The following is a 20,719-nucleotide window of genomic DNA, read 5'->3' on the forward strand; positions in this document are numbered from 1 at the left end:
CGATGCGCGCCCGCGTGCGGCCCGTGGCGCTCGCCGCCGTCGCGGCAGCGGCCCTCGCCGGCTGCGCCGTCGGCCCGGACTACCAGCGCCCGGCCGTCGACACGCCGGCCGCGTGGCGGCTCGATCCGGCCGATGCGTACTGGCACCCGGCCGCGCCCGCCCGTGCGCCGCTCGATCCGGCATGGTGGAGCGCGTTCGGCGACCCACAGCTCGACGCGCTGGAAGCCGATGCACTGCGCAACAACCAGAACCTGAAGGCGGTGGCCGCGCGCTACGACCAGGCGAAGGCGACGCTCGCGTCGGTCGCGTCCGCGCAGTATCCGGCGGTGGGCCTGAACGCGAGCGGTCAGCGCTTCAAGATCTCCGCCGACCGGCCGCAGACCAATTACGCGACGCAAAGCATGTCGACCGTGCAGAACGACATCCAGGTCGGCGCCGCCGTCAGCTACGAGCTCGACCTGTTCGGCCGCGTGCGGCGCAGCGTCGAATCCGCGCAGGCGACCACCGAGCAGGCGCGCGACGATTTCGCGAACGCGCGCCTCGTGCTGACCGCCGATCTCGCATCGAGCTATTTCGCGCTGCGCGAGCTCGACAGCGAAATCGACGTCGTCAAGCGCTCGATCGACCTGCAGCAGAAGGCGCTCGACTACGTGAGCGCGCGCCACGACCTCGGCGCGGTGTCGGGCCTCGATCTGCTGCAGCAACGTTCGCAACTCGACGCGACGCGCACGCAGGCGCAGTTGCTGCTCCAGCAGCGCGTGCAGGTCGAAACCGCGATCGCGACGCTGGTCGGCACGCCGGCCCCCGGATTCTCGCTGCCGCCGCGCGTGGTGCCGATCAATGCGCCGGCGCTGCCGACCGGCATGCCGAGCGACCTGCTGCAGCGGCGGCCCGACGTCGCATCGGCCGAACGCGCGATGGCCGCCGCGAACGCGCAGATCGGCGTCGCGCGCGCCGCGTATTTCCCGCGCATCACGCTGTCGCCCGACATCGGCTGGGATGCGACGCGTTTTGCGGGCCTCTTCACCGTGCCGGCGCTGCTGTGGTCGATCGGCGGGTCGCTCAGCCAGCCGCTGTTCGAAGGCGGCAAGCTGAAGGCCGGCGTCGATTTCGCGCAGGCCGGCTACGTTGCCGCGCAGGCCAGCTACCGGCAGACCGTGCTCACCGCGTTCCAGGAGGTGCAAAATGCGGTCACGGGCCTGTCGGTCCTCGCCGAAGCCGCGCAGCAGGCATCGGCGGCCGTCGACGACGCGCGCAAGCTCGTATCGCTCGCGCAAGACCGCTACGCGGGCGGCCTGACGCCGTTCATCGATGTGCTGACGGCCCAGCAGCAACTGCTGACGAGCGAGCGCCAGGCCGTGCAGATCCAGGGCCAGCGCGCGGCGCTCGTCGTGTTTCTCGCGAAGGCCCTCGGCGGCGGCTGGGACGGCGCTGCGACGAACGGCCCCGCGCCGTCCGACGTCGCGGCGGCAGGCCCGCAGCGCACCGCGGGCGTCGGCCCTTAACCCGGTTACGCGGAATACGAACATGAAAGTGCTGATCGTCGAAGACGAACCGAAAGTCGTCGAATACCTGAAGAGCGGCCTGACCGAGGAAGGCTGGGTCGTCGATACCGCGCTCGACGGCGAGGACGGCGCATGGAAAGCCGTCGAATTCGACTACGACGTGGTCGTGCTCGACGTGATGCTGCCGAAGCTCGACGGCTTCGGCGTGCTGCGCGCGTTGCGCGCGCAGAAGCAGACGCCCGTCATCATGCTGACCGCGCGCGACCGTGTCGACGATCGCGTGCGCGGGCTGCGCGGCGGCGCCGACGACTACCTGACCAAACCCTTCTCGTTCCTCGAACTGATCGAACGGCTGCGCGCGCTCACGCGCCGCGCACGGGTGCAGGAATCGACGCTGATCTCGATCGGCGACCTGCGCGTCGACCTGATCGGCCGCCGCGCGACGCGCGACGGCACGCGGCTCGACCTGACCGCGCAGGAATTCCAGCTGCTCGGCGTGCTCGCGCGGCGCAGCGGCGAAGTGCTGTCGAAGACGACGATCGCCGAACTCGTGTGGGACGTAAACTTCGACAGCAACGCGAACGTCGTCGAGACGGCGATCAAGCGCCTGCGCGCAAAACTCGACGGCCCGTTCGCGGACAAGCTGCTGCACACGATCCGCGGCATGGGCTACGTGCTCGAGGCGCGCGAAGACGGCGACACGGAGCGGCGGGCATGAAACGCTCGATCATCCTGCGGCTCTCGGCGATGTTCGGCATCGTGTCGCTGCTCGTGTTCACGCTGGTCGGCTGCGGGCTGTTCGTGATGATGGAGCGCCAGCTGTTCGCCGAGTTGCGCGCGACGATCGACACGCGCGCGAAGGTCGCCGAGATGATCGTGTCGCACGCGACCACGGCTGCACGCGGCCGACTGATGCAGGAAAAACTCGCCGATCTCGAACCGCCCGACGGCTCGACGCACTACCAGATCATCAGCGACAACCCGGCGTTCCGCTTCGGCAACCCCGTCAACGGCGTGCCGCTCGACCCGCCGTTCGGCGCATTCCAGCGCTACGAACTCAACGACAGCAGCTACGCGGTGATGACGAAGACCATCACGCTGGCCGGCGCCGGCGAACGGCCGACGCTGCAACTGGTCGTCGCGACGTCGTGCGAGCGGACGCAGCGGATGCTGCGCCGCTTCGGCTGGACGCTCGCCGCGCTGATCGCGACGGCCACCGTCATCACGCTGCTGTTGAGCCGCGCGGTCGCGCGCTTCGGGCTCGCGCCGCTCGACCGGCTGTCGCAGGACGCGGCGAGCGTCAGCGCGACGAACCGCCGCCAGCGGCTGCAGACCGATGCGCTGCCGACCGAGCTGCGCGATCTCGCGACGTCGTTCAACGGCGCGCTCGAACGCATCCAGCAAACCTACGCGCGGCTCGAAGCGTTCAACGCGGACGTCGCGCACGAGCTGCGCACGCCGATCAGCATCCTGATCGGCCAGACCCAGGTCGCGCTGACGAGCCGCGACCGCTCGGTCGACCGGATGCGCCAGACGCTGCAGTCGAACCTCGAGGAATTCGAGCGGCTGCGCGTGATCATCAACGACATGCTGTTCCTGTCGCGCAGCGACCGCGGCGAACGCGCGACCGACCTGAAGGACGTGTCGCTCGCCGACGAGGTGCGGCGCATGCTCGACTTCCTCGAAATCCCGCTCGACGAGGCGCAGTTGCACGCCGAACTGCACGGCGATGCGCGCGCGGCCGTCGATCCGTCGCTGTTCCGCCGCGCGATGACGAACCTGCTGATCAACGCGATCCAGCATTCGGCACCCGGCGCGACGCTGAACGTAACGATCACGCGCCGCGACACGCTCATCGACATGGCCGTGTCGAACCCCGGCGAACCGATCGACCCGGTACAGCGCTCGCACGTGTTCGAGCGCTTCTACCGGCTCGAGGAAGCACGCGCGAACAGCAAGGAGAACCACGGGCTCGGCCTGTCGATCGTCAAGGCCGTGGCCGAGATGCACGGCGGCGGCGTGTTCGTCGCGTGCGCGGGCGGCGTCAATACGTTCGGCTTCTCGGTGTCGACGCAACCCTGCTCGGGCGGCCCGCTGCGCCCGGCCGACGCAGCCGGTCCGGCCGATGCGCACGATGCGCGGCCGGCCCACGCGCCGCGCGCCCTGCACTGACGGCGGCCACGCGCCGCCGAGGGCAGTTTTCTTCAATACGGGCCGAAACGGCTCCCGTAGTCTCGATGCGACTTTCGACATTTCGCATGGAGACCCCTGATGAGCATGCTGGTTTCGATGGCCGCGTTCGCGCTCGCCTCTTCGATCACCCCCGGTCCCGTCAACATCGTCGCGCTCAGCGCGGGCGCCCGCCACGGGCTCGGCGCGAGCCTGCGCTACGCGGCCGGCGCGACGCTGGGCTTCGTCGCGCTCTTTCTGCTGATCGGCCTCGGCCTGCACGCGGCGCTCGCGCGCTGGCCCGTGCTGACGACCGCCACGCAATGGGCCGGGATCGCATTCCTGCTATACATGGCGCTGCGGCTCGCGCTCGACGACGGCCGGCTGTCAGCCGATCCGGACGTGGCCGGCCCGTCGGCGGCGGCCGGCGCAGCGATGCAGTGGCTCAACCCGAAGGCGTGGCTCGCGTGCGTGGCCGCGATGGGCGCGTATGCGGCCGATGGCGACCGCGCGCAGGTCTGGCAATTCGCCGCGCTGTATCTGGTGATCTGCTTCGCGTCGATCGCCTGCTGGGCGTATGCGGGCGCGTCGCTGCGGCACCGGCTCGCGAACGCACGGCGCATGCGCGTATTCAACCGGCTGATGGCATTGCTGCTCGCGGGCAGCGCGCTGTTTCTGCTCGACGTGTAGCTGCAGCCGCGCAACTCAGCGCATCGCGCTGCGGTATTGCCCGGGCGTCGCGGCGGCAATCCGCCGGAATGCGCGCTGGAAATGCGCCTGGTCCGCAAAGCCGGCATCGAGCGCGACTTCGGCGATCGGCCGGCCGCGGCGCAGCTCGGTACGGCCGTACTGCACGCGGCGATCGATCAGGAATGCATGCGGCGTCATCCCGTAGCGCGCGTTGAAGGCGCGAATCAGGTAGGACGGCGACAGGTCGGCCGCCGCACAGATCGCATCGAGCGTGACGCCCTCGCGGCAATGCGCGGCGATGTAGTCAGCCGCGCGCGCGAGTTTGGCGTTGTCGTCGCCTGGCCGCGGGTCGGGCAGCTCGCGATCGAGCGCGCCGTGCAGCGCGGCGAAGAATTCGACGGCCGCGCTCTCCTTTCCCAGCGGCTCGGCGGCAGGCGACACGAGTGTGCGGTAGAAACCGCCAAATTGCGCGAACAGGTCGTCCCGCTCGGTCAACTTCGGTGAAAAGCCGCGAAAATCCGCGTTCGGATCGTGGCCCAGCGAATGCTGCAGCCGCGCAAGCCACGGCACGTCGACATAGACCATCCGGTACGCCCACGCATCGGGGCCGTACGGGTTGCACGCATGCACCTGTTCCGGATCGATGATCACGAGCACGCCGCGCCCGACCTGTTCGTTCATCGCACCGTTCATGTAGGTGCTGGTACCGCCGACGATCGCGCCCACCGAAAACGTGTCGTGCGTGTGCTTCGCGTAACAGATCTCGCGCCCGTCATCGACCGTGCGCGCCTCGATGAACGGCAGCGCGGCGTCGCGCCAGAACGGCGACGGGTCGATGGATCGGTTGGCGGTACGGCTCACGCGGCGGGCTCCCGGTTCGGACGGCGAACGCTCACCGTACAAGACTGTGCGACGCCGCGCAACCGGATCGCCGGATCGCCGGATCGCCGGCTTCGACACCGGACCGCGCCGTTTCGCCTAAGCTTTGAGTTCCGGCCGCCGCGGCACGCGCGCCGGGTCCCGTTCACCCTTCCCCCGTCACGCACATGCAAATCGATCTGAAAGGCAAGACCGCGGTCGTCACCGCCTCCACCGCCGGCATCGGGCTCGCGATCGCCGAAGGGCTCGCCCAAGCCGGCGCGCGCGTCGTCGTCAACGGCCGCAGCGACGCGTCGGTGCAGTCCGCGCTCGCGAAACTGCGCGACGCCGTGCCCGGCGCAAGCTTCGACGGGGTCGCCGCCGACCTGTCCGACGCAGCCGGCGTCGCGCGCGTCACGCAGCACACGCCCGATGCCGACATCCTCGTCAACAACGCGGGCATCTACGGCCTGAAGGCGTTCTTCGACATCGACGACGCAGAATGGGAACATTATTTCCAGATGAACGTGATGTCCGGCGTGCGGCTCGCGCGGCATTACCTGAAAGGGATGATCGAACGCAATGCCGGTCGCATCGTGTTCATTTCGTCGGAATCGGGCCTGAACATCCCGGTCGACATGATTCATTACGGGTTCACGAAAACCGCGCAGTTGTCGATCGCGCGCGGCCTCGCGAAGCTCGCGGCCGGCACGAACGTGACCGTCAACTCGGTGCTGCCGGGGCCGACGATGTCGGAAGGCGTGCGCGCGATGCTGAAGGCGCAGGCCGACGAAACGGGCCGCAGCATCGACGACGTCGCGGTCGATTTCGTGCGCACCGAGCGGGCGACCTCGATCATCCAGCGGCCGGCGTTGCCCGAGGAAATCGCGAACCTGGTCGTGTACGTGTGTTCGCCGCTGGCTTCGGCGACGACGGGCGCCGCGCTGCGCGCCGACGGCGGCGTGCTCGACACGATCGCATGACGCCGGCCGGCGCGTTGCGCGGGGGCGGCGCGCGCCGCCGCGCTAGCGCGAGGCGGCCTTGCCCGGCTGGAGCGTGCCCTTGCGGTCGGCGTCCATGCAGGAATCGAAGCCGTACTGCGTGACGACGCCGGCCTTGTCGAAGACGACGAAGTACGACCGGTGATCGTTGCCGTGCTCGATGAAGTAGTTGTAGCAGACGCCGCTGCCGTTGCGGACCATCCAGACGCTGCGCGGGTTGCCGGCGGCGCGGACGACGTCGGCGCGCGTCGCGCCGTGCCGCGACGCGGCCCGTGCAAGCGGCGTGCGCGAATACGAAAACGGCAGCCACGAGTCGAACCACGCGCAGCCGTGCAACATCAGGCAACTGGCGGCCAGGGACAGCGTTGCCGCGGGACGGGACATCGGAATCAATCGCATGCTTGGGAAAATCTGCTGCGCCATGCCGGCGTGATCGAAAGCCCCATGCTACTAGACCTTTGGGTCCGGATCGAAAAGAAATATAGAGAACCGTATACGAATTCCTGCATTGCCGGCTTTCGCGCAAACCGGATCGCGACCGACCGTTCCGGCAGGATCGATGCGCGTACACGCATCGATCCTGCCGCGCCGCTTCGTCAAAGCGGCGCGACGGCCTGCCTCTTCAGGCGATCCATTCGGCCCACAGCATCGTGAGCACCGTCATCAGCGCCGGGCCGACGAACAGCCCGATCAGGCCGAACGTCTCGGCGCCGCCGAGGATGCCGAACAGCACGAGCAGGAACGGCAGCCGCGCCGAACTGCCGATCAGCACCGGCCGCACGAAATGCTCGGCGATGAACACGACGATGAACCCGAGCGCCGCCACCACGACGGCCCACATGGTCGCCCCCTGTACGAACAGCCAGAGCGCCGCACCGCAGAACACGACCGGCGCGCAGAACGGCAGCATCGCGGCGACCGCCGTGACGAGGCCGAGCAGCGCCGCGTGCGGAACGCCCGCGAGCGCATAGGCGACGCCGAGCAGCGCGCCCTCGCCGAGCCCGACGACGACGAGCCCCGTCACCGTGCCGAATACGGCCGCGACCATGCGCTCGATCAGTTCCGCGCCGTTGCGCCCGAACGCGCGCCGCGCCCCCTGCAGCAACGCCCCCGACAGCTTGTGGCCGGCACGCAGGATCACGAACAGCGTAACGAGCATGAAACCGAATTCGAGCAGCCCGTGCGCGAGCTTCGTGCCGAACTGCCGGCCGAACGCGATGAACTTCTCGCCGTTGACGCCGTGCATCGCGCTGGCTGCGTGCAGCGGATGGCCGAGATTGGCCTGCCACCATTCGGTGATCTGCGCCGCGCCGTACGGCAACCGGCTGACCACATCCGGCAACGGGATGCCGTTGTCCTGGATCGTGCGCAGCCACTCGCGCAGGTCATGCGCCTGCGCGATCGCCTGGCTCGCCGCGACCGCCACCGGCAGCACGACGAGCAGCGAAATCCCTGCGGTGATGACGGTCGCGATCAGCGTCGGCCGGTCACGGAACAGCCGGTGCGATTCGAAGCGCTTCAGCAGCGGCCACATCGCGATGGCGATCACGCAGGCCCACGCGATGGCAGGAAGGAAATCGCGGATCACCCACAGCGCGAGCACCAGCAGCGCCGCATACAGCGCGACGCGGGCGATCTGCTGCACGCGCGGCCGCGTGGCGGAATCGTGAGACGACGGGACATGTGCGCCCATGGCACCTCTGTCGAAATGGAAAAATGGCGGTTCGCGCAGGCATCCGGCCTGCACGAACCGCCATTCTATCCATCGGCGCCGGATCGGCGGCGACACGCGTGACACGCGGGCCGCCCCGGCGCTCCGTCGATGCGCCCGCTCAGGCCACCTTGTCGGCGATCCGGTAACGCTCGAGCCAGTGCGCGTACGGCGCAGGCAGCGTCCACGACGGGCGTTCGACGCCGAGCTGCTTCGCTGCGTAGTACGGCCAGTGCGGATCGGCCAGGTGCGCGCGGCCCACCATCACGAGATCGAGCTGCGCTTCGGCGACCACGCGGTTCGCCAGTTGCGGCGTGTCGATCCCCCACGCGGACGACACCGGCAGCCCGGCCTCGCGGCGCACGCGCTCGGCGATCGGCGCGAGGAAGGCCGGGCCCCACGGAATCTGGGCGGCGGGCGTCGAGAAGCCGACCGACACGCTCAGCATGTCGAGCCCTTCCTGCTTCATCCGCTGCGTCAACGCGATCGATTCCGCGAGCGTCTCTTCGTCGCGGCCGTCGTATTCGATCACGCCCAGGCGCGCGGTCAGCGGCAGATGTTCGGGCCAGACCTTGCGGACGGCCGCGAGCGTGTCGACGAGGAAGCGGCCGCGGTTTTCGGCCGAACCGCCGTATTCGTCGGTGCGTTGGTTCGAATGCACCGAGAAGAAGCTCTGGCCGAGATAGCCGTGTGCGAAATGCAGTTCGAGCCACTCGAAGCCGAGGTCTCGCGCACGCTTCGCCGATGCGACGAAGTCGGCCTGCACGCGGGCGATGTCGTCGTGCGTCATTTCACGCGGCACCTTCGGCAGGTGCGCACCGAACGGTACGGCCGACGGCGCGATGGTCGGCCAGCCGTGCGGATCGCCGTCGGCGATATGGTCGTCGCCTTCCCACGGCCGGTTCGCGCTCGCCTTGCGGCCCGCGTGTGCGAGCTGGATGCCGGGCACCGAGCCCGCCGCCTTGATCGCCGCGACCGACGGCGCGAACGCTTCGGCCTGCGCATCGTTCCACAGCCCGGCGCAGCCCGGCGTGATGCGTCCTTCCGGCGACACGGCCGTCGCCTCGGCGATCACGAGGCCCGCGCCGCCCCGTGCGATGCCGGCCAGATGCACGTGATGCCAGTCGTTGACGACACCGTCTTCGGCGACGTACTGGCACATCGGCGGCACCGCGATGCGGTTGCGCAGCGTGACATCCTTGAGTTTGAACGGTTCGAACAGGGCAGACATCCACGACTCCTTTGCTTGGTTCTGCAAAACGGCTGGAAATGCGGCGCGCGGTGCGCGCGACGCAACGATTCGGGCCGTCGGCGGGCCGGTTGCGCCCGGCGACGGAGGGGAAACGGCGCCGGCCCGGCCGGCGTCATGCATTACCGGCGGCCGAGCTTCGCGAGCAGCGCCTCGGCGGCGGGCTCCGACGACGCGGGGTTCTGCCCGGTGATCAGCAGACCGTCGGTGACGACATGCGGCGCCCAGTCGGCGCTGCGCTCGAATTCCGCGCCGTTGGTCTTCAGCATGTCCTCGACGAGGAACGGCACGACTTCGGTCAGCTCGACCGCGGCTTCCTCGCTGTTGGTGAAGCCCGTCACGCGCTTGCCGCGCACGACCGACTCGCCGGTCTGCGGGTTCTTCACGTGCCGCAGCACGCCCGGCGCATGGCAGACGGTCGCGACCGGCTTGCCGGCCGCGAGCGCACGCTCGATCAGGCCGATCGAATGCAGATCCTCGGCGAGATCCCACAGCGGGCCGTGGCCGCCCGGGTAGAACACGGCGTCGTAGTCGTCCACCGACACGTCGGTCAGCTTGTGCGTCGACGCAAGTTCGGCCTTGGCCGCCGCATCCGCGTCGAAGCGGCGCGTCGCATCGGTCTGCGCAGACGGATCGCTGCTTTTCGGGTCGAGCGGCGGCTGGCCGCCCTTCGGCGACGCGAGCGTCAGCTCGACGCCCGCATCCTTGAACGTGTAGTACGGCGCGGCCAGTTCCTCGAGCCAGAAGCCGGTCTTCTTGCCGGTGTCGCCGAGCGTGTCGTGCGAGGTCAGGACAACCAGAATCTTCATGATCGGACACTCCTTCGAAATTGAACGGGGGAACGGGGCCGCGCAACCGGAGTCGGCCGGTCGGCGCGGCACGCCTGTCGGTTAGTCAGCGCTGGCGCGTCAACGTGCGATTCATCGAGTCGAATGCCCTCCGCACCTATTAGACCAGTCGTCTAGAAGCAAACCAAATAAAACGACGGCGTCTCGCTGCCTGGACAGCATCGCAGCGCGAAATGGCATTTTCGCGTCTTGGCTGTCCGGGCCCGAATACGTCGTCGCATTCACGGGACGGATGATAGCGTCGAATTAGACCGGTCGTCTAGGGCAACGGGCATTCGCCCCTGCCGGCGTCATGGCCTTTTCGTCGACCCGCGCGGAACGCGGGACACCCCCCGGCAACATCCGCGGCCGATTCCGCCGCGCTCCCGCGCCGGCTGGCCGTGCAGCGGGCCGTCGGTGTCGCGTGCCTCGATGGCGGGCGCCTGTGCGTCCCGACAGGCGCGGTTCGCACGCTCCCGTCCGGCAGATGACGGGGACCGTCCGCCCGGAGTGTTGCATCGCCCGGTGACGGCCCCGTCCGTGTCGCGGATCAGAGCAACCCCATTCCGCCCGACGCGATGATTTCTGCGCCGACGATGAACGCCGATTCCGCCGCGCTCAGGTGCAGCACCGTCGACGCGATTTCTTCCGGCGTGCCGAAGCGGCCGACCGGGACGAGGCCCTTGATCTTGTCCGCCGTCTCGTCGAGCGTCGCCGCATCGAGCCCGAGCTTGCCGTACAGCGGCGTCTGCACCGGCCCCGGGCTGACGACGTTCACGCGCACGCCGTGCGGCAGCAGTTCCGTCGACAGCGTCTTCGCGAACGAATTGACCGCCGCCTTGCTCGCCGCATACACCGACGAGCCGGGCATCCCGATGTGCGCGTTGATCGAGCCGTTGATCACGATCGACGCGCCGCGGTTCAGCAGCGGCACGAGCGACTGGATCTGAAAATACGCGCCCTTCACGTTGGTGTTGAACACGAGGTCCCACATGGCCTCGTCGCTGTCGGCGAACGGCGCGAGTTTCGCGACGCCCGCGTTGATGAACACGGCGTCGAGCCGTGCGCCGGCCGTCGCGATCGCGTCCGCCAGCGCGCGGGCCGACGCAACGCTGCCGGCGTCGTTGCGAATCGCCAGCGCACCTTCGCCGAGCGTTTGCCGGGCGGCTTCCAGCGTCTCGATGTCGCGTCCGGTGATGATGACCCGTGCACCTTCAGCCGCGAATGCCCGGGCGGCTGCCAGGCCGATGCCGCTGTTGCCGCCCGTGACGAGGACCGTTTTTCCTTCGAAGCGTTGCATGATGTTCTCCTGTGAACCGGTGAGTTGACCGTGAACACAGGATGCGCGCGGCGCCCGGCCGTGCCGTACGACGGCCGCGACGGACATGTTCGAAAACATCGAACATGTTTGGGCGCGCCGAGTCAGCCGGTCACGTCGATCCCGTCCAGCAGCCGCTGCGCGAGTCTCGGCTCGTGCAGTTGCTCGAGCCACCATTGCAGCGCACGGCCGTCGCGGTCACCGTGCCACGCGACATACAGCAGGTTCGGCTCGCGTGGATCGGCCGTCTGCTTCTCGACCAGATCACCGCGCGCGAGCAACGACGTCACGCGCCGGCGCGGCACCCAGCCGACGCCGAGTGCGTCGCGCTGCGCGAGGATCTTCGCGCGCATCGACGGCACCGCGAGCACGGGCTGCCCGCCGAGCAGCCCGTACGCACGGCCGGCCGCCCGCCGCGACGAATCGGCGACGACGACTACGCGATGCGCGCCGATCGCGTCGCGCGTCAGCACGCCGCTCGCGGATGCCAGCGGATGGCGCGGCGACACCGCGAACACCCACTCCATCGCGCCGAGCTCGAACCACTTGAAGCCCGGAATCGCCGGCGGCTCGTTGGTCGCGCCGACGACCAGATCCGCGCGGCCGTCGCGCAGCGCTTCCCAGGTGCCGCCGAGCACCTCGTGCGTGAAACGCAGCGACACGCCCGAATCGAGCGCGTCGAATGCGCGGACGACCGGCAGCAGCGTATCGAACTCCAGAACCTCGTCGCTGACGATCCACAGCCGGTCCTCCCAGCCGCTCGCGACCTGCCGCACACGCTGCGTGAGCCGCGCGACGTCCAGCGCCAATCGCACCGCCTCGTCGGCCAGCACGTGCCCGGCCGGCGTGAGCTGCAACCGGTAGCCGCGCCGGTCGAACAGGAGCGCGTCGAACCGCGTCTCGAGCTGGCGCGCCGCGTGCGACACCGTCGACGGCGCCTTGCCGAGCCGCGCGGCCGCACGCGACAGGCTGCCGGTGGCACGGATCGCATCGAGCAGCGCCAGTTCGTCTTCGGACAGCATGAGGTCGCTCCGGGGTGAGGTTGTCGTGGATCGTAAGGCAGCCGCGGGCTGCGGTCCAATCGGCCGGCGGCGGCTGGCGCCCGTCGCGGGAATGGGCGGCCCGGCCGGCATCGCGCCAAGCCGCTCGCCACCCCGAACCGCCGCTGGCGCAGCCGACTTCCGGTATGCTGATCGGCACAAAATCACCCCGATCGAGGTAACCACTGTGATGGACATCGCGATCCGCATCGAAGGCCGTCACGACCTGACCGGGCAAATCTTCCGGCAACTGCGCACCGCGATCGTCGACGGGCGTCTCGCGGGCGGCGCGCGGCTGCCGTCGACGCGCGACCTCGCGAAACAGCTCGGCGTGTCGCGCAAGACGACGCTCGATGCGTTCGAGCGCCTGGTCGCCGAGGGCTACCTGAATACGCGCGCGGGCGACGGCACGTTCGTCGCCGATGGCCTCGCGCGCGTGCCGCACGCCGCGGCCACATCGGCACCGTCGATCGTCGAGGACACGCCGCGCGTCAGCGCGGTCGACGCACGCGCGCTGTGGAACGACCTCCCCGACGCGCTCGCGATGCCCACGCCGCAGGATTCGCCGGGCTTCGACTTCCGCGGCGGCGTGACCGACAAGACGCTGTTCCCGTTCGATGCGTGGCGGCGCTGCCTGCATCACGCGCTGCGCCAGCAGGCGCGCGGCCCCGGCCAGTACCACGACCCGGCCGGCGATCCGCAGTTGCGCGGCGCGATCGCGCGCTACGTCGCGTTCAGCCGCGCGGTTGGGTGCAGCTGGGACGACGTGCTCGTCACGCAAGGCGCACAACAGGCGCTCGACCTGCTCGCGCGTGTCGTCGTGCGCCCCGGCGACGTCGTCGCGGTCGAGGATCCCGGCTATCCGCCCGCGCGCGCCGCGTTCGCGTCGCTCGGCGCGACGGTGATCGGCGTGCCGGTCGATGCGCACGGCCTCGTCACCGAACGGCTGCCCGACGAAGCGCGGCTCGTCTACGTGACGCCGTCGCACCAGTTCCCGCTCGGCATGCCGATGACGCTCGATCGCCGCGTCGCGCTGCTCGAATGGGCGCAGCGGCGCCGCGCGGTGATCATCGAGGACGACTACGACGGCGAATTCCGTTTCGAAGGCCGGCCGGTCGAATCGCTGAAGAGCCTCGACCGCACCGGCCTCGTCGCGTACGTCGGCACGTTCTCGAAGACGATCTTTCCCGAACTGCGGATCGGTTACGCGATTCCGCCGCGCGCGCTGCGCGGCGCGCTGGCCAAGGCGAAGCAGATCGTCGACTGGCACACCTGCACGCTGACGCAGGCGGCGCTTGCGCGCTTCATGCTCGAAGGCGATTTCGCCCGGCACCTGAAGCGCGTGCAGAAGCACTACGACGCGCGCCGCAAGATGCTGATCGCGCACCTGCGGGGCGAACTCGCGCCGTGGTTCGACACGATCGTGCCGACGGCCGGCATCCACCTCGCCGCGCACCTGAAACCGGGGATCGACGAAGCGGCGCTGGTCCGCGCAGCGCGTGCGCAGGACATCGGCCTGTACGGGATCTCGACGTTCCATGTCGGCGTGCCGGTCCGCGCGGGGCTGCTGTTCGGCTATGGCGGCATCGACGCGCTGCGCATCGACACGGCACTCGCGAAGCTGGCCGGGCTGCTCGGTTCGGGCATCGCCGGCGAGCCGTCACTGGTTACCTGAATTTCCGCGAAATTGGCTATTCAAGCAGGCCAGCCCGAGTCTTAAAGTGGGTCCTGTCGCGCCACCCGGGCGCTACCCAACCGAACAAGGACCTGCCATGCAACCGCGCCTGAACTTTTATGCCGCCAGCCCGAATGCAATCAAGGTAATGCGCAACGCCGAGGAATTCCTCGCGAAGAGCTCGATCGAGAAGCCGCTCGCCGAACTCGTCCGCCTGCGCGCGTCGCAGATCAACGGCTGCGCGTTCTGTGTCGACATGCATACGACCGACGCGCGCAAGGGCGGCGAAACCGACCGCCGTCTTGCAACCGTCGTCACCTGGCGCGAAACGCCGTTCTTCACCGAGCGCGAACGCGCGGCGCTGGAATGGACCGAGGCGCTGACGCTGGTGGCCAGCAACCACGTGCCGGACGCCATCTGGGAAGCCGTGAAGCCGCACTTCACCGACGAGGAGCTGTTCGACCTGTCGATGCTGATCGCAACGATCAACTCGTGGAACCGCTTCGCGATCGCGTTCCGCAAGATGCCCGAGTAAGGAGGCGACGATGATCCGCTCCCCGCTCCATCGCGTCGTTTCGTGCGCCGCGCTCGTGCTCGGCGCGGCGCTGCCGGCCGCCGCCCAGGCGCACGACGCAGGCGACAACGTGCATGCCGTCATGCAGCAGGCCGTGCCCGAAGCGCCCGGCAAGCTCGTCGTCGTCGCGACCGTCGACTATGCACCCGGTCAGGCGTCCGACGCGCACAAGCACCTCGGCTCGGTATTTGCCGTCGTGTCGAAAGGCGAAGTGCTGTCGCAGGTGAACGGCGGTCCGTTGCACCGCTACCGCGCCGGCGAAGGCTGGTACGAGGCGCCCGGCTCGCGCCACCAGGTGTCGCGCAACGCGAGCGCGACCGAGCCCGCGCAGCTCGTCGTGTTCGGGCTGACCGGCGAGCACGCGCCGCTAACGTCGCCGATCGATCAGTAATCCCGTTCCGGGGCGCGTGTGACACCTCGTGCGCGCCCCGCTCCGCCACCGGCTTCCCCGCCGGTTCGTCACCGTTTCCCGTTAACTGCTCCCTACACGACACCGGCCGCGCACGGCCCGCGGCCACGTCGCACCGCGCTCGCCCGCGCGCCGCTTCGACGCCCGTCCGATCCCGGTCAAGCGCGGCGAAAACCCTTCCTTGAAATTAACTAACTCATCAATTAGCGTCGATTTCATGAGCGCGAAATCGACAGACCCCAAGCCGCGCGGGCGCCGCCCGTCGGTGGACGATTTCGACCTGCGCGGCCACATGCTCGACGTCGCGATCCAGTTGTTCGCCGAGCGCGGCATCGCCGCGACGACGGTCGCGCAGATCGCCGCCGCCGCCGGCGTCACGTCGGCGATGGTCCACTACTACTTCACGAACCGCGAGCAACTGCTCGACGCGATCGTCGAGGAGCGGCTCGCGCAAGTCATCGCGTTCGTCTGGCGGCCGACCGAACCGCGGATCGAGAACGATCCGTTCGCGCTCGTCGCCGAACTCGTCGACCGCTTCTTCGACGTCACGCACCGCATGCCCTGGCTGCCGTCGATCTGGCTGCGCGAGATCGTCCACGAAGGCGGGCTGCTGCGCGAGCGGATGGTGCGGCGCATTCCGCTCGAACACATCGGACGCTTCGCCGAACGCATCCGCGCCGCGCAGCAGGCCGGCACATTGAACCCCGCGCTCGAACCGGCGTTCCTGTTCCACTCGATCATCGCGCTCGTGATGCTCCCTCTGGCCACCGCGAAACTGTGGCAAAGCGCGCGCGGCCTGCCGCCGATCGACCGCGACGCGCTGCACCGGCATGTCCGCGCGCTGCTCGGCTCGGGCGTGCAGCCGCCCGCCGCCGCGCCGCGTACGCCGCAGGCCCCGTCGCCTCGGAGGCCGTCGTGAACGCGGCCCACGTGCTACCGCTCGCGCTGACCGCCGCCGTCGCGCTGCTGGCCGGTTGCGGACGCTCGACGGACAACGGCGCGACCTACCAGGGCTATGTCGAAGGCGAATTCGTGTACCTGTCGTCGTCACAGTCGGGCACGCTGACGCAGTTGCCGGTCGAACGCGGCCAGGCCATCGCCGCCGGCGCGCCCGCATTCTCGCTCGAAGCCGCCAGCGAAACGGCCGCGCTGCTGCAGGCGCAGCATCAGCTTGCGGCTGCCCGCGCGCAGCTGGCGGACCTGCAGACCGGCAAGCGTCCGCCGGAAATCGCGGTCACTCAGGCACAGCTCGCGCAAGCCAGCGCGCAAGCGGCACGGGCCGCCGCGCAACTCACGCGCGACGAACACCAGTACGCGGCCGGCGGCCTGTCGAAGCAGCAGCTCGACGATTCGCGCACGTCCGCGCAGACGACGGCCGCGCAGATGCGCGAACTGCAGAAACAGGTCGACGTCGCGCGCCTGCCGGGCCGTGCGCAACAGGTCGCGGCACAGGCCGCGCAGGTCGACGCCGCGCAGGCGGCGGTGGCCGAAGCGCAATGGAAGCTCGACCAGAAGCGTGTCGCCGCACCGGCCGCCGGGCGCGTGTACGACACGCTGTACCGGGTCGGCGAATGGGTGCAGGCCGGCAATCCGGTCGTGCAGATGCTGCCGCCGCAGAACCTGAAGGTGCGCTTCTTCGTGCCGGAAGCCGCCATCGCCTCGCTCGCGCCGGGGCACACGGTCGCGATCCATTGCGACGGCTGTGCGGCCGACGTGCCCGCGCGCATCACCTACGTGTCGAGCGAGGCCGAATACACGCCGCCCGTGATCTACAGCAACGAGAGCCGGACCAAGCTCGTGTTCATGATCGAGGCGCGCCCCGCCGTCGCTGACGCACCGAAACTGCATCCGGGCCAGCCCGTTGCCGTGAGCGTGCGATGAACGCGCCGTCTGCCCCGTACGCGATCGACGTCGACCGGCTGAACAAGCGGTTCGGCGACAAGCACGTCGTGAAGGACGTGTCGCTGCGCGTCGCGCGCGGCGAGATTTTCGGCTTCCTCGGGCCGAACGGCAGCGGCAAGACGACGTCGATCCGGATGATGTGCGGTCTGCTCACGCCCGATTCGGGCAGCGGCACCTGCCTCGGCTACGACATCGTGCGCGACAGCGCGCAGATCAAGCGGCGCGTCGGCTACATGACGCAGCGCTTCTCGTACTGGGAAGACCTGTCGATTCGCGAGAACCTCGATTTCGTTGCGCGCGTGTACGGGATGCGCGACCGCAAGGCGGCCGTCGCGCGTGCGCTCGACGGGCTCGGCCTCGCGAGCCGCGCGGACCAGCTCACGGGCGCGCTGTCGGGCGGCTGGAAGCAGCGTCTCGCGCTGGCCGCGTGCATGCTGCACGAGCCCGAGCTGCTGCTGCTCGACGAGCCGACCGCCGGCGTCGATCCGGCCGCGCGCCGCGACTTCTGGGAGGAACTGCACCGGCTCGCCGCGCAGGGCATCTCGGTGCTCGTCAGCACGCACTACATGGACGAAGCCGAGCGCTGCCACAAGCTCGCGTATATCGCGTACGGCGAACTGCTCGCGCAGGGCACAGCGGCGGAGATCGTCGCGTCGCAGCACCTGTCGACGCGCGCGATCACCGGCGAGCGCCTGGCCGAACTGTCCGCGCGGCTGCGCACGATGCCGGGCATCGACCAGACGGTCGTGTTCGGTTCGGCGCTGCACGTGAGCGGCCGCGATCGCGCGCGGCTCGACGCGACGCTCGAACAGGTTGCGCGCGATACCGCTCTGCACGTCGCGCCGATCGACACCGGGCTCGAGGATGTGTTCATCTACATGATGGGCCGCGCGTCCGCGCCGCCCGGCGGGGTGTCGTCATGAACGCGTGGTCGAGCCTGCGCGAATCGTTCTCGGTCGCGCGCTGGTGGAGCATCGTGCTGAAGGAGTTCCTGCAGCTGCGCCGCGACCGCGTGACGTTCGCGATGATCGTCGGCGTGCCGATCATCCAGCTCGCGCTGTTCGGCTTCGCGATCAACACCGATCCGAAGCACCTGCCGACCGCCGTGATCGTCGCCGACGCGAGCCCGTTCGCGCGCAGCTTCATCGCCGCGATGCGCCATTCCGCGTACTTCGACATCGTCGCGACGCTGCCCGACGAAGCGGCCGGCCGCCATGCGCTCGCCCGCGGCGACGTGCAGTTCGTGCTGAGCGTGCCGGCCGATTTCTCCCGGCGGCTGTTGCGCGGCGAGCACCCGTCGCTGCTCGTCGAAGCGGACGCCACCGACCCCGTCGCCACCGCGTCGGCGATCGGCGCGCTGCCGGGCCTCGTGCAGCCGGTCGCGGACAAGGACCTGACGGGCCCGCTCGCGCGCCTGAACGGCCGCCCGGCCGCGTTCGACGTCGTGCTGCACCGGCTCTACAACCCCGAAGGCATCACGCAGTACAACGTCGTGCCGGGCCTGATGGGCGTGATCCTGACGATGACGATGGTCATGATGACGGGCCTCGCGATCACCCGCGAACGCGAGCGCGGCACGATGGAGAACCTGCTCGCGACACCCGTGCGGCCGCTCGAGGTGATGACGGGCAAGATCGTCCCGTACGTGCTGATCGGGCTGATCCAGGTGTCGATCATCGTCGCCGCGTCGCGGTTCGTGTTCGAGGTGCCGTTCGTCGGCGGCGTGTTCGCGCTCTACCTGTCCGCGCTGCTGTTCATCGCCGCGAACCTGACGGTCGGCATCACGCTGTCGTCGCTCGCGCAGAACCAGTTGCAGGCGATGCAGCTCGCGGTGTTCTATTTCCTGCCGAACATCCTGCTGTCGGGCTTCATGTTCCCGTTCGCCGGGATGCCGAAGTGGGCGCAGTTCATCGGCAACCTGCTGCCGCTCACCTACTTCAACCGCCTCGTGCGCGGCATCCTGCTGAAAGGCAACGGCTGGGCCGACCTGTGGCCGTCCGTGTGGCCGGTCGCGCTGTTCACGGTCGTCGTGATGGGCATCGCGCTGCGCTTCTACCGGCGCACGCTCGATTAGGCGGCCCGCGATGAAACCGGCCTCGCGTCGCCCCGCCCGCACTGCCCACGGCTGCGCATTGGCCGCCGCCGCGTCGCTCGTCGCCGGATGCGCGGCCGGGCCGGATTTCCACACGCCGGACGCACCGGCCACGCAGCAGTACACACTGGGCGAGCCCCCCGCGACCACGGTTGCCGCCAGCGGCCCGGCCGGCGACGCGCAGACGTTCGCGCCAGCCGCCCACACGCCGCAACGCTGGTGGACGCAGTTCCACTCCGAACCGTTGAACCGGCTCGTCGACACCGCTTGGCAAAACAGCCCGACGCTCGCCGAAGCACGCGCGCGGCTCGACGAGGCACGTCAGAACCACGCCGCCGAAGCCGGCGCGACGATGCTGCCGCGTGTCGACGCGAACCTGTCCGCCACGCGCGAGCAAGTCGATACCACCGCGTTCGGGCTGCCGGCCAGCGTGCCGAGCCCGGGACCGTTCACGCTGTACGACGCGTCGGTGAGCGTGTCGTATGTGCTCGACGTGTTCGGCGGCAATCGGCGTGCGCTCGAAGCGCTGCGCGCGCAGGTCGATTACCAGGCCTTCACGCTCGACGCCGCGCGACTGACACTCGCGGGCAATGTCGTCGCCACCGCGATCTTGCGTGCATCGCTTGCGCAACAGGTCGCGCTCACGCGGCAGCTCCTCGACGCGCAGGCACGCCAGTTGCGGATCGTCGAAGCGCGCTACGCGGCGGGCGGCGTATCGCTAGCCGACGTGCACGCGCAACGCGCGCTGCTCGCGCAGACGCGGGCGTCGTTGCCGCCGCTCGCGGCCCGTCTCGCACAGGCCGGCCACCGGCTTGCGATCCTGCTCGGCGCGCCGCCGTCCGACGCCACGCTGCCCGACCTCGCGCTCGATGCGCTCGCGCTGCCGCGCACGCTGCCCGTCGCACTGCCGTCGACGCTCGCGCGCGAACGGCCCGACATCCGCGCGGCGGAAGCCGTGCTGCACCAGGCGAGCGCGAACGTCGGCGTGGCCGCCGCGAACCTGTATCCGCGATTGTCGATTTCGGCGGGAATCGGTTCGGAGCGCACGCGCATCGCGGATATCGTCAGCGGGCTCAATGTGTGGAATGTCGGTCTCGGCCTCACGCAGCCGCTCTTTCACGGCGGCGAGCTGCGCGCGAAGAAACGCGCGGCCGAAGCGGCATACGACGCCGCGTTCGCGAGTTATCGGGACACCGTGCTGCTGGCGCTGCAACAGGTGGCCGACGCGATGCGCGCGGTCGAGCACGATGCGGCTGCCTTGCAGGCACGGGACACGGCCGCGCAGGAAGCGGCGGCAAGCCACGCGATTGCCGGTGACCGTTACGCGGCAGGTGGAATCAGCACGTTCGACCTGCTCGACACGCAGCGGCAGGCGCTGCAGACGGCACTCGACCGCACGCGCGCGCAGGCCGACCGGCTGGCCGACACGGCGGCGCTGTTTCAGGCGCTGGCGGGAAGCTGGACGGACGATGCGACACAGTGATCGAGCCGTGGCACCGCCCGCGCACGACCTGGCCGATGCCGCACGACGGCTGACGCGTCATGCGTGCCGCCCATAAAAAAACCGGCCCGAAGGCCGGTTTTTCATACCGCATGCCGCAAGCGGCGCTCGCGCGCCGCGCGACATCAGAAGCGGTGGATCAGGCCGACGCCGAGGCCGATCTGGTTCTGCTTCGAACCTGCGCCCACGCCGTCGCCG

At 69.5% G+C, this 20,719-nt stretch carries 20 protein-coding genes; 13 read left to right on the plus strand and 7 right to left on the minus strand.

Annotated elements, in window-relative coordinates:
- Positions 1 to 2 precede the first annotated feature (2 nt).
- From BLA15945_RS10355 to BLA15945_RS10370, 4 genes are all read left to right on the plus strand, one after another.
- Entirely contained in the window at positions 3 to 1,505 is a 1,503-nt protein-coding gene (locus BLA15945_RS10355) for an efflux transporter outer membrane subunit (protein ID WP_059241001.1), read from the plus strand.
- 22 nt (positions 1,506 to 1,527) lie between these two features.
- The gene (locus BLA15945_RS10360; protein WP_009688307.1) at positions 1,528 to 2,223 is read left to right on the plus strand and encodes a heavy metal response regulator transcription factor; all 696 of its coding nucleotides are present in this window, start codon (positions 1,528 to 1,530) and stop codon (positions 2,221 to 2,223) included.
- Complete coding sequence (locus tag BLA15945_RS10365) at positions 2,220 to 3,677, plus strand: heavy metal sensor histidine kinase (protein ID WP_059240681.1); 1,458 nt, start codon at positions 2,220 to 2,222, stop codon at positions 3,675 to 3,677. The genes BLA15945_RS10360 and BLA15945_RS10365 overlap by 4 nt, the downstream gene beginning before the upstream one ends.
- Positions 3,678 to 3,776: 99 nt before the next feature.
- Positions 3,777 to 4,364: a LysE family translocator gene (locus BLA15945_RS10370; protein WP_059240682.1), complete on the plus strand. Its 588-nt coding sequence runs from the start codon at positions 3,777 to 3,779 to the stop codon at positions 4,362 to 4,364.
- 15 nt (positions 4,365 to 4,379) lie between these two features.
- Here the strand turns inward: BLA15945_RS10370 and BLA15945_RS10375 are convergent, their stop codons facing one another.
- Entirely contained in the window at positions 4,380 to 5,225 is an 846-nt protein-coding gene (locus BLA15945_RS10375; RefSeq protein WP_174992250.1) for an AraC family transcriptional regulator, read from the minus strand.
- A 185-nt stretch (positions 5,226 to 5,410) separates the two neighbouring features.
- On the opposite strand from BLA15945_RS10375, the gene BLA15945_RS10380 reads away from it, so the two are divergent.
- Positions 5,411 to 6,205: an SDR family NAD(P)-dependent oxidoreductase gene (locus BLA15945_RS10380; RefSeq protein WP_059240684.1), complete on the plus strand. Its 795-nt coding sequence runs from the start codon at positions 5,411 to 5,413 to the stop codon at positions 6,203 to 6,205.
- Positions 6,206 to 6,247: 42 nt separating this feature from the next.
- Here BLA15945_RS10380 and BLA15945_RS10385 read toward each other — a convergent pair whose 3' ends face one another.
- From BLA15945_RS10385 to BLA15945_RS10410, 6 genes are all read right to left on the minus strand, one after another.
- The gene (locus BLA15945_RS10385; RefSeq protein ID WP_059241002.1) at positions 6,248 to 6,622 is read right to left on the minus strand and encodes a hypothetical protein; all 375 of its coding nucleotides are present in this window, start codon (positions 6,620 to 6,622) and stop codon (positions 6,248 to 6,250) included.
- A 223-nt stretch (positions 6,623 to 6,845) separates the two neighbouring features.
- Complete coding sequence (locus BLA15945_RS10390) at positions 6,846 to 7,916, minus strand: AI-2E family transporter (protein WP_174992251.1); 1,071 nt, start codon at positions 7,914 to 7,916, stop codon at positions 6,846 to 6,848.
- 139 nt (positions 7,917 to 8,055) lie between these two features.
- Complete coding sequence (locus tag BLA15945_RS10395) at positions 8,056 to 9,165, minus strand: NADH:flavin oxidoreductase/NADH oxidase (RefSeq protein WP_059240686.1); 1,110 nt, start codon at positions 9,163 to 9,165, stop codon at positions 8,056 to 8,058.
- A gap of 140 nt (positions 9,166 to 9,305) precedes the next feature.
- Positions 9,306 to 9,992, minus strand: coding sequence for a type 1 glutamine amidotransferase domain-containing protein (locus BLA15945_RS10400; protein ID WP_059240687.1), 687 nt, complete (start codon positions 9,990 to 9,992; stop codon positions 9,306 to 9,308).
- A gap of 568 nt (positions 9,993 to 10,560) precedes the next feature.
- Complete coding sequence (locus BLA15945_RS10405) at positions 10,561 to 11,310, minus strand: SDR family oxidoreductase (protein ID WP_174992252.1); 750 nt, start codon at positions 11,308 to 11,310, stop codon at positions 10,561 to 10,563.
- 122 nt (positions 11,311 to 11,432) lie between these two features.
- A complete protein-coding gene (locus BLA15945_RS10410; protein WP_174992253.1) occupies positions 11,433 to 12,350 on the minus strand; it encodes a LysR family transcriptional regulator in 918 nt (305 codons plus the stop codon).
- A gap of 208 nt (positions 12,351 to 12,558) precedes the next feature.
- Between BLA15945_RS10410 and pdxR the strand changes: the two genes are divergently transcribed.
- From pdxR to BLA15945_RS10450, 8 genes are all read left to right on the plus strand, one after another.
- Positions 12,559 to 14,043 (plus strand): MocR-like pyridoxine biosynthesis transcription factor PdxR, encoded by a 1,485-nt coding sequence (gene pdxR, locus BLA15945_RS10415; RefSeq protein WP_174992254.1) that lies wholly within the window; start codon positions 12,559 to 12,561, stop codon positions 14,041 to 14,043.
- Between the two features lie 97 nt (positions 14,044 to 14,140).
- Positions 14,141 to 14,578 carry a carboxymuconolactone decarboxylase family protein gene (locus BLA15945_RS10420; protein WP_059240691.1) on the plus strand — a complete coding sequence of 146 codons (438 nt, stop codon included), beginning with the start codon at positions 14,141 to 14,143 and terminating at the stop codon, positions 14,576 to 14,578.
- Between the two features lie 10 nt (positions 14,579 to 14,588).
- On the plus strand, positions 14,589 to 15,008 hold the full coding sequence (locus BLA15945_RS10425; RefSeq protein WP_059240692.1) for a cupin domain-containing protein: 420 nt from the start codon (positions 14,589 to 14,591) through the stop codon (positions 15,006 to 15,008).
- 235 nt (positions 15,009 to 15,243) lie between these two features.
- A complete protein-coding gene (locus BLA15945_RS10430; protein ID WP_174992255.1) occupies positions 15,244 to 15,945 on the plus strand; it encodes a TetR/AcrR family transcriptional regulator in 702 nt (233 codons plus the stop codon).
- The gene (locus tag BLA15945_RS10435; protein ID WP_174992256.1) at positions 15,942 to 16,907 is read left to right on the plus strand and encodes an HlyD family secretion protein; all 966 of its coding nucleotides are present in this window, start codon (positions 15,942 to 15,944) and stop codon (positions 16,905 to 16,907) included. The genes BLA15945_RS10430 and BLA15945_RS10435 overlap by 4 nt, the downstream gene beginning before the upstream one ends.
- A complete protein-coding gene (locus BLA15945_RS10440) occupies positions 16,904 to 17,851 on the plus strand; it encodes an ABC transporter ATP-binding protein (RefSeq protein ID WP_174992257.1) in 948 nt (315 codons plus the stop codon). Before BLA15945_RS10435 ends, BLA15945_RS10440 begins: the two co-directional genes overlap by 4 nt.
- On the plus strand, positions 17,848 to 19,002 hold the full coding sequence (locus BLA15945_RS10445) for an ABC transporter permease (protein ID WP_059240695.1): 1,155 nt from the start codon (positions 17,848 to 17,850) through the stop codon (positions 19,000 to 19,002). The genes BLA15945_RS10440 and BLA15945_RS10445 overlap by 4 nt, the downstream gene beginning before the upstream one ends.
- A gap of 10 nt (positions 19,003 to 19,012) precedes the next feature.
- The gene (locus BLA15945_RS10450; protein ID WP_174992258.1) at positions 19,013 to 20,503 is read left to right on the plus strand and encodes an efflux transporter outer membrane subunit; all 1,491 of its coding nucleotides are present in this window, start codon (positions 19,013 to 19,015) and stop codon (positions 20,501 to 20,503) included.
- Positions 20,504 to 20,719 lie beyond the last annotated feature (216 nt).

It is taken from the genome of Burkholderia arboris (assembly GCF_902499125.1).
Classification (GTDB): domain Bacteria; phylum Pseudomonadota; class Gammaproteobacteria; order Burkholderiales; family Burkholderiaceae; genus Burkholderia; species Burkholderia arboris.

Excerpts from the sequence above, each read along its gene's own strand:
- BLA15945_RS10385 (WP_059241002.1), bottom strand. The coding sequence starts at position 6,622 with ATGCGATTGATTCCGATGTCCCGTCCCGCGGCAACGCTGTCCCTGGCC.
- BLA15945_RS10445 (WP_059240695.1), top strand. The coding sequence starts at position 17,848 with ATGAACGCGTGGTCGAGCCTGCGCGAATCGTTCTCGGTCGCGCGCTGG.
- BLA15945_RS10380 (WP_059240684.1), top strand. The coding sequence starts at position 5,411 with ATGCAAATCGATCTGAAAGGCAAGACCGCGGTCGTCACCGCCTCCACC.
- BLA15945_RS10410 (WP_174992253.1), bottom strand. The coding sequence starts at position 12,350 with ATGCTGTCCGAAGACGAACTGGCGCTGCTCGATGCGATCCGTGCCACC.
- BLA15945_RS10425 (WP_059240692.1), top strand. The coding sequence starts at position 14,589 with ATGATCCGCTCCCCGCTCCATCGCGTCGTTTCGTGCGCCGCGCTCGTG.
- BLA15945_RS10355 (WP_059241001.1), top strand. The coding sequence starts at position 3 with ATGCGCGCCCGCGTGCGGCCCGTGGCGCTCGCCGCCGTCGCGGCAGCG.
- BLA15945_RS10440 (WP_174992257.1), top strand. The coding sequence starts at position 16,904 with ATGAACGCGCCGTCTGCCCCGTACGCGATCGACGTCGACCGGCTGAAC.
- BLA15945_RS10360 (WP_009688307.1), top strand. The coding sequence starts at position 1,528 with ATGAAAGTGCTGATCGTCGAAGACGAACCGAAAGTCGTCGAATACCTG.
- BLA15945_RS10365 (WP_059240681.1), top strand. The coding sequence starts at position 2,220 with ATGAAACGCTCGATCATCCTGCGGCTCTCGGCGATGTTCGGCATCGTG.
- BLA15945_RS10450 (WP_174992258.1), top strand. The coding sequence starts at position 19,013 with ATGAAACCGGCCTCGCGTCGCCCCGCCCGCACTGCCCACGGCTGCGCA.
- pdxR (WP_174992254.1), top strand. The coding sequence starts at position 12,559 with ATGGACATCGCGATCCGCATCGAAGGCCGTCACGACCTGACCGGGCAA.
- BLA15945_RS10405 (WP_174992252.1), bottom strand. The coding sequence starts at position 11,310 with ATGCAACGCTTCGAAGGAAAAACGGTCCTCGTCACGGGCGGCAACAGC.
- BLA15945_RS10430 (WP_174992255.1), top strand. The coding sequence starts at position 15,244 with ATGAGCGCGAAATCGACAGACCCCAAGCCGCGCGGGCGCCGCCCGTCG.
- BLA15945_RS10390 (WP_174992251.1), bottom strand. The coding sequence starts at position 7,916 with ATGGGCGCACATGTCCCGTCGTCTCACGATTCCGCCACGCGGCCGCGC.
- BLA15945_RS10400 (WP_059240687.1), bottom strand. The coding sequence starts at position 9,992 with ATGAAGATTCTGGTTGTCCTGACCTCGCACGACACGCTCGGCGACACC.
- BLA15945_RS10370 (WP_059240682.1), top strand. The coding sequence starts at position 3,777 with ATGAGCATGCTGGTTTCGATGGCCGCGTTCGCGCTCGCCTCTTCGATC.
- BLA15945_RS10395 (WP_059240686.1), bottom strand. The coding sequence starts at position 9,165 with ATGTCTGCCCTGTTCGAACCGTTCAAACTCAAGGATGTCACGCTGCGC.
- BLA15945_RS10420 (WP_059240691.1), top strand. The coding sequence starts at position 14,141 with ATGCAACCGCGCCTGAACTTTTATGCCGCCAGCCCGAATGCAATCAAG.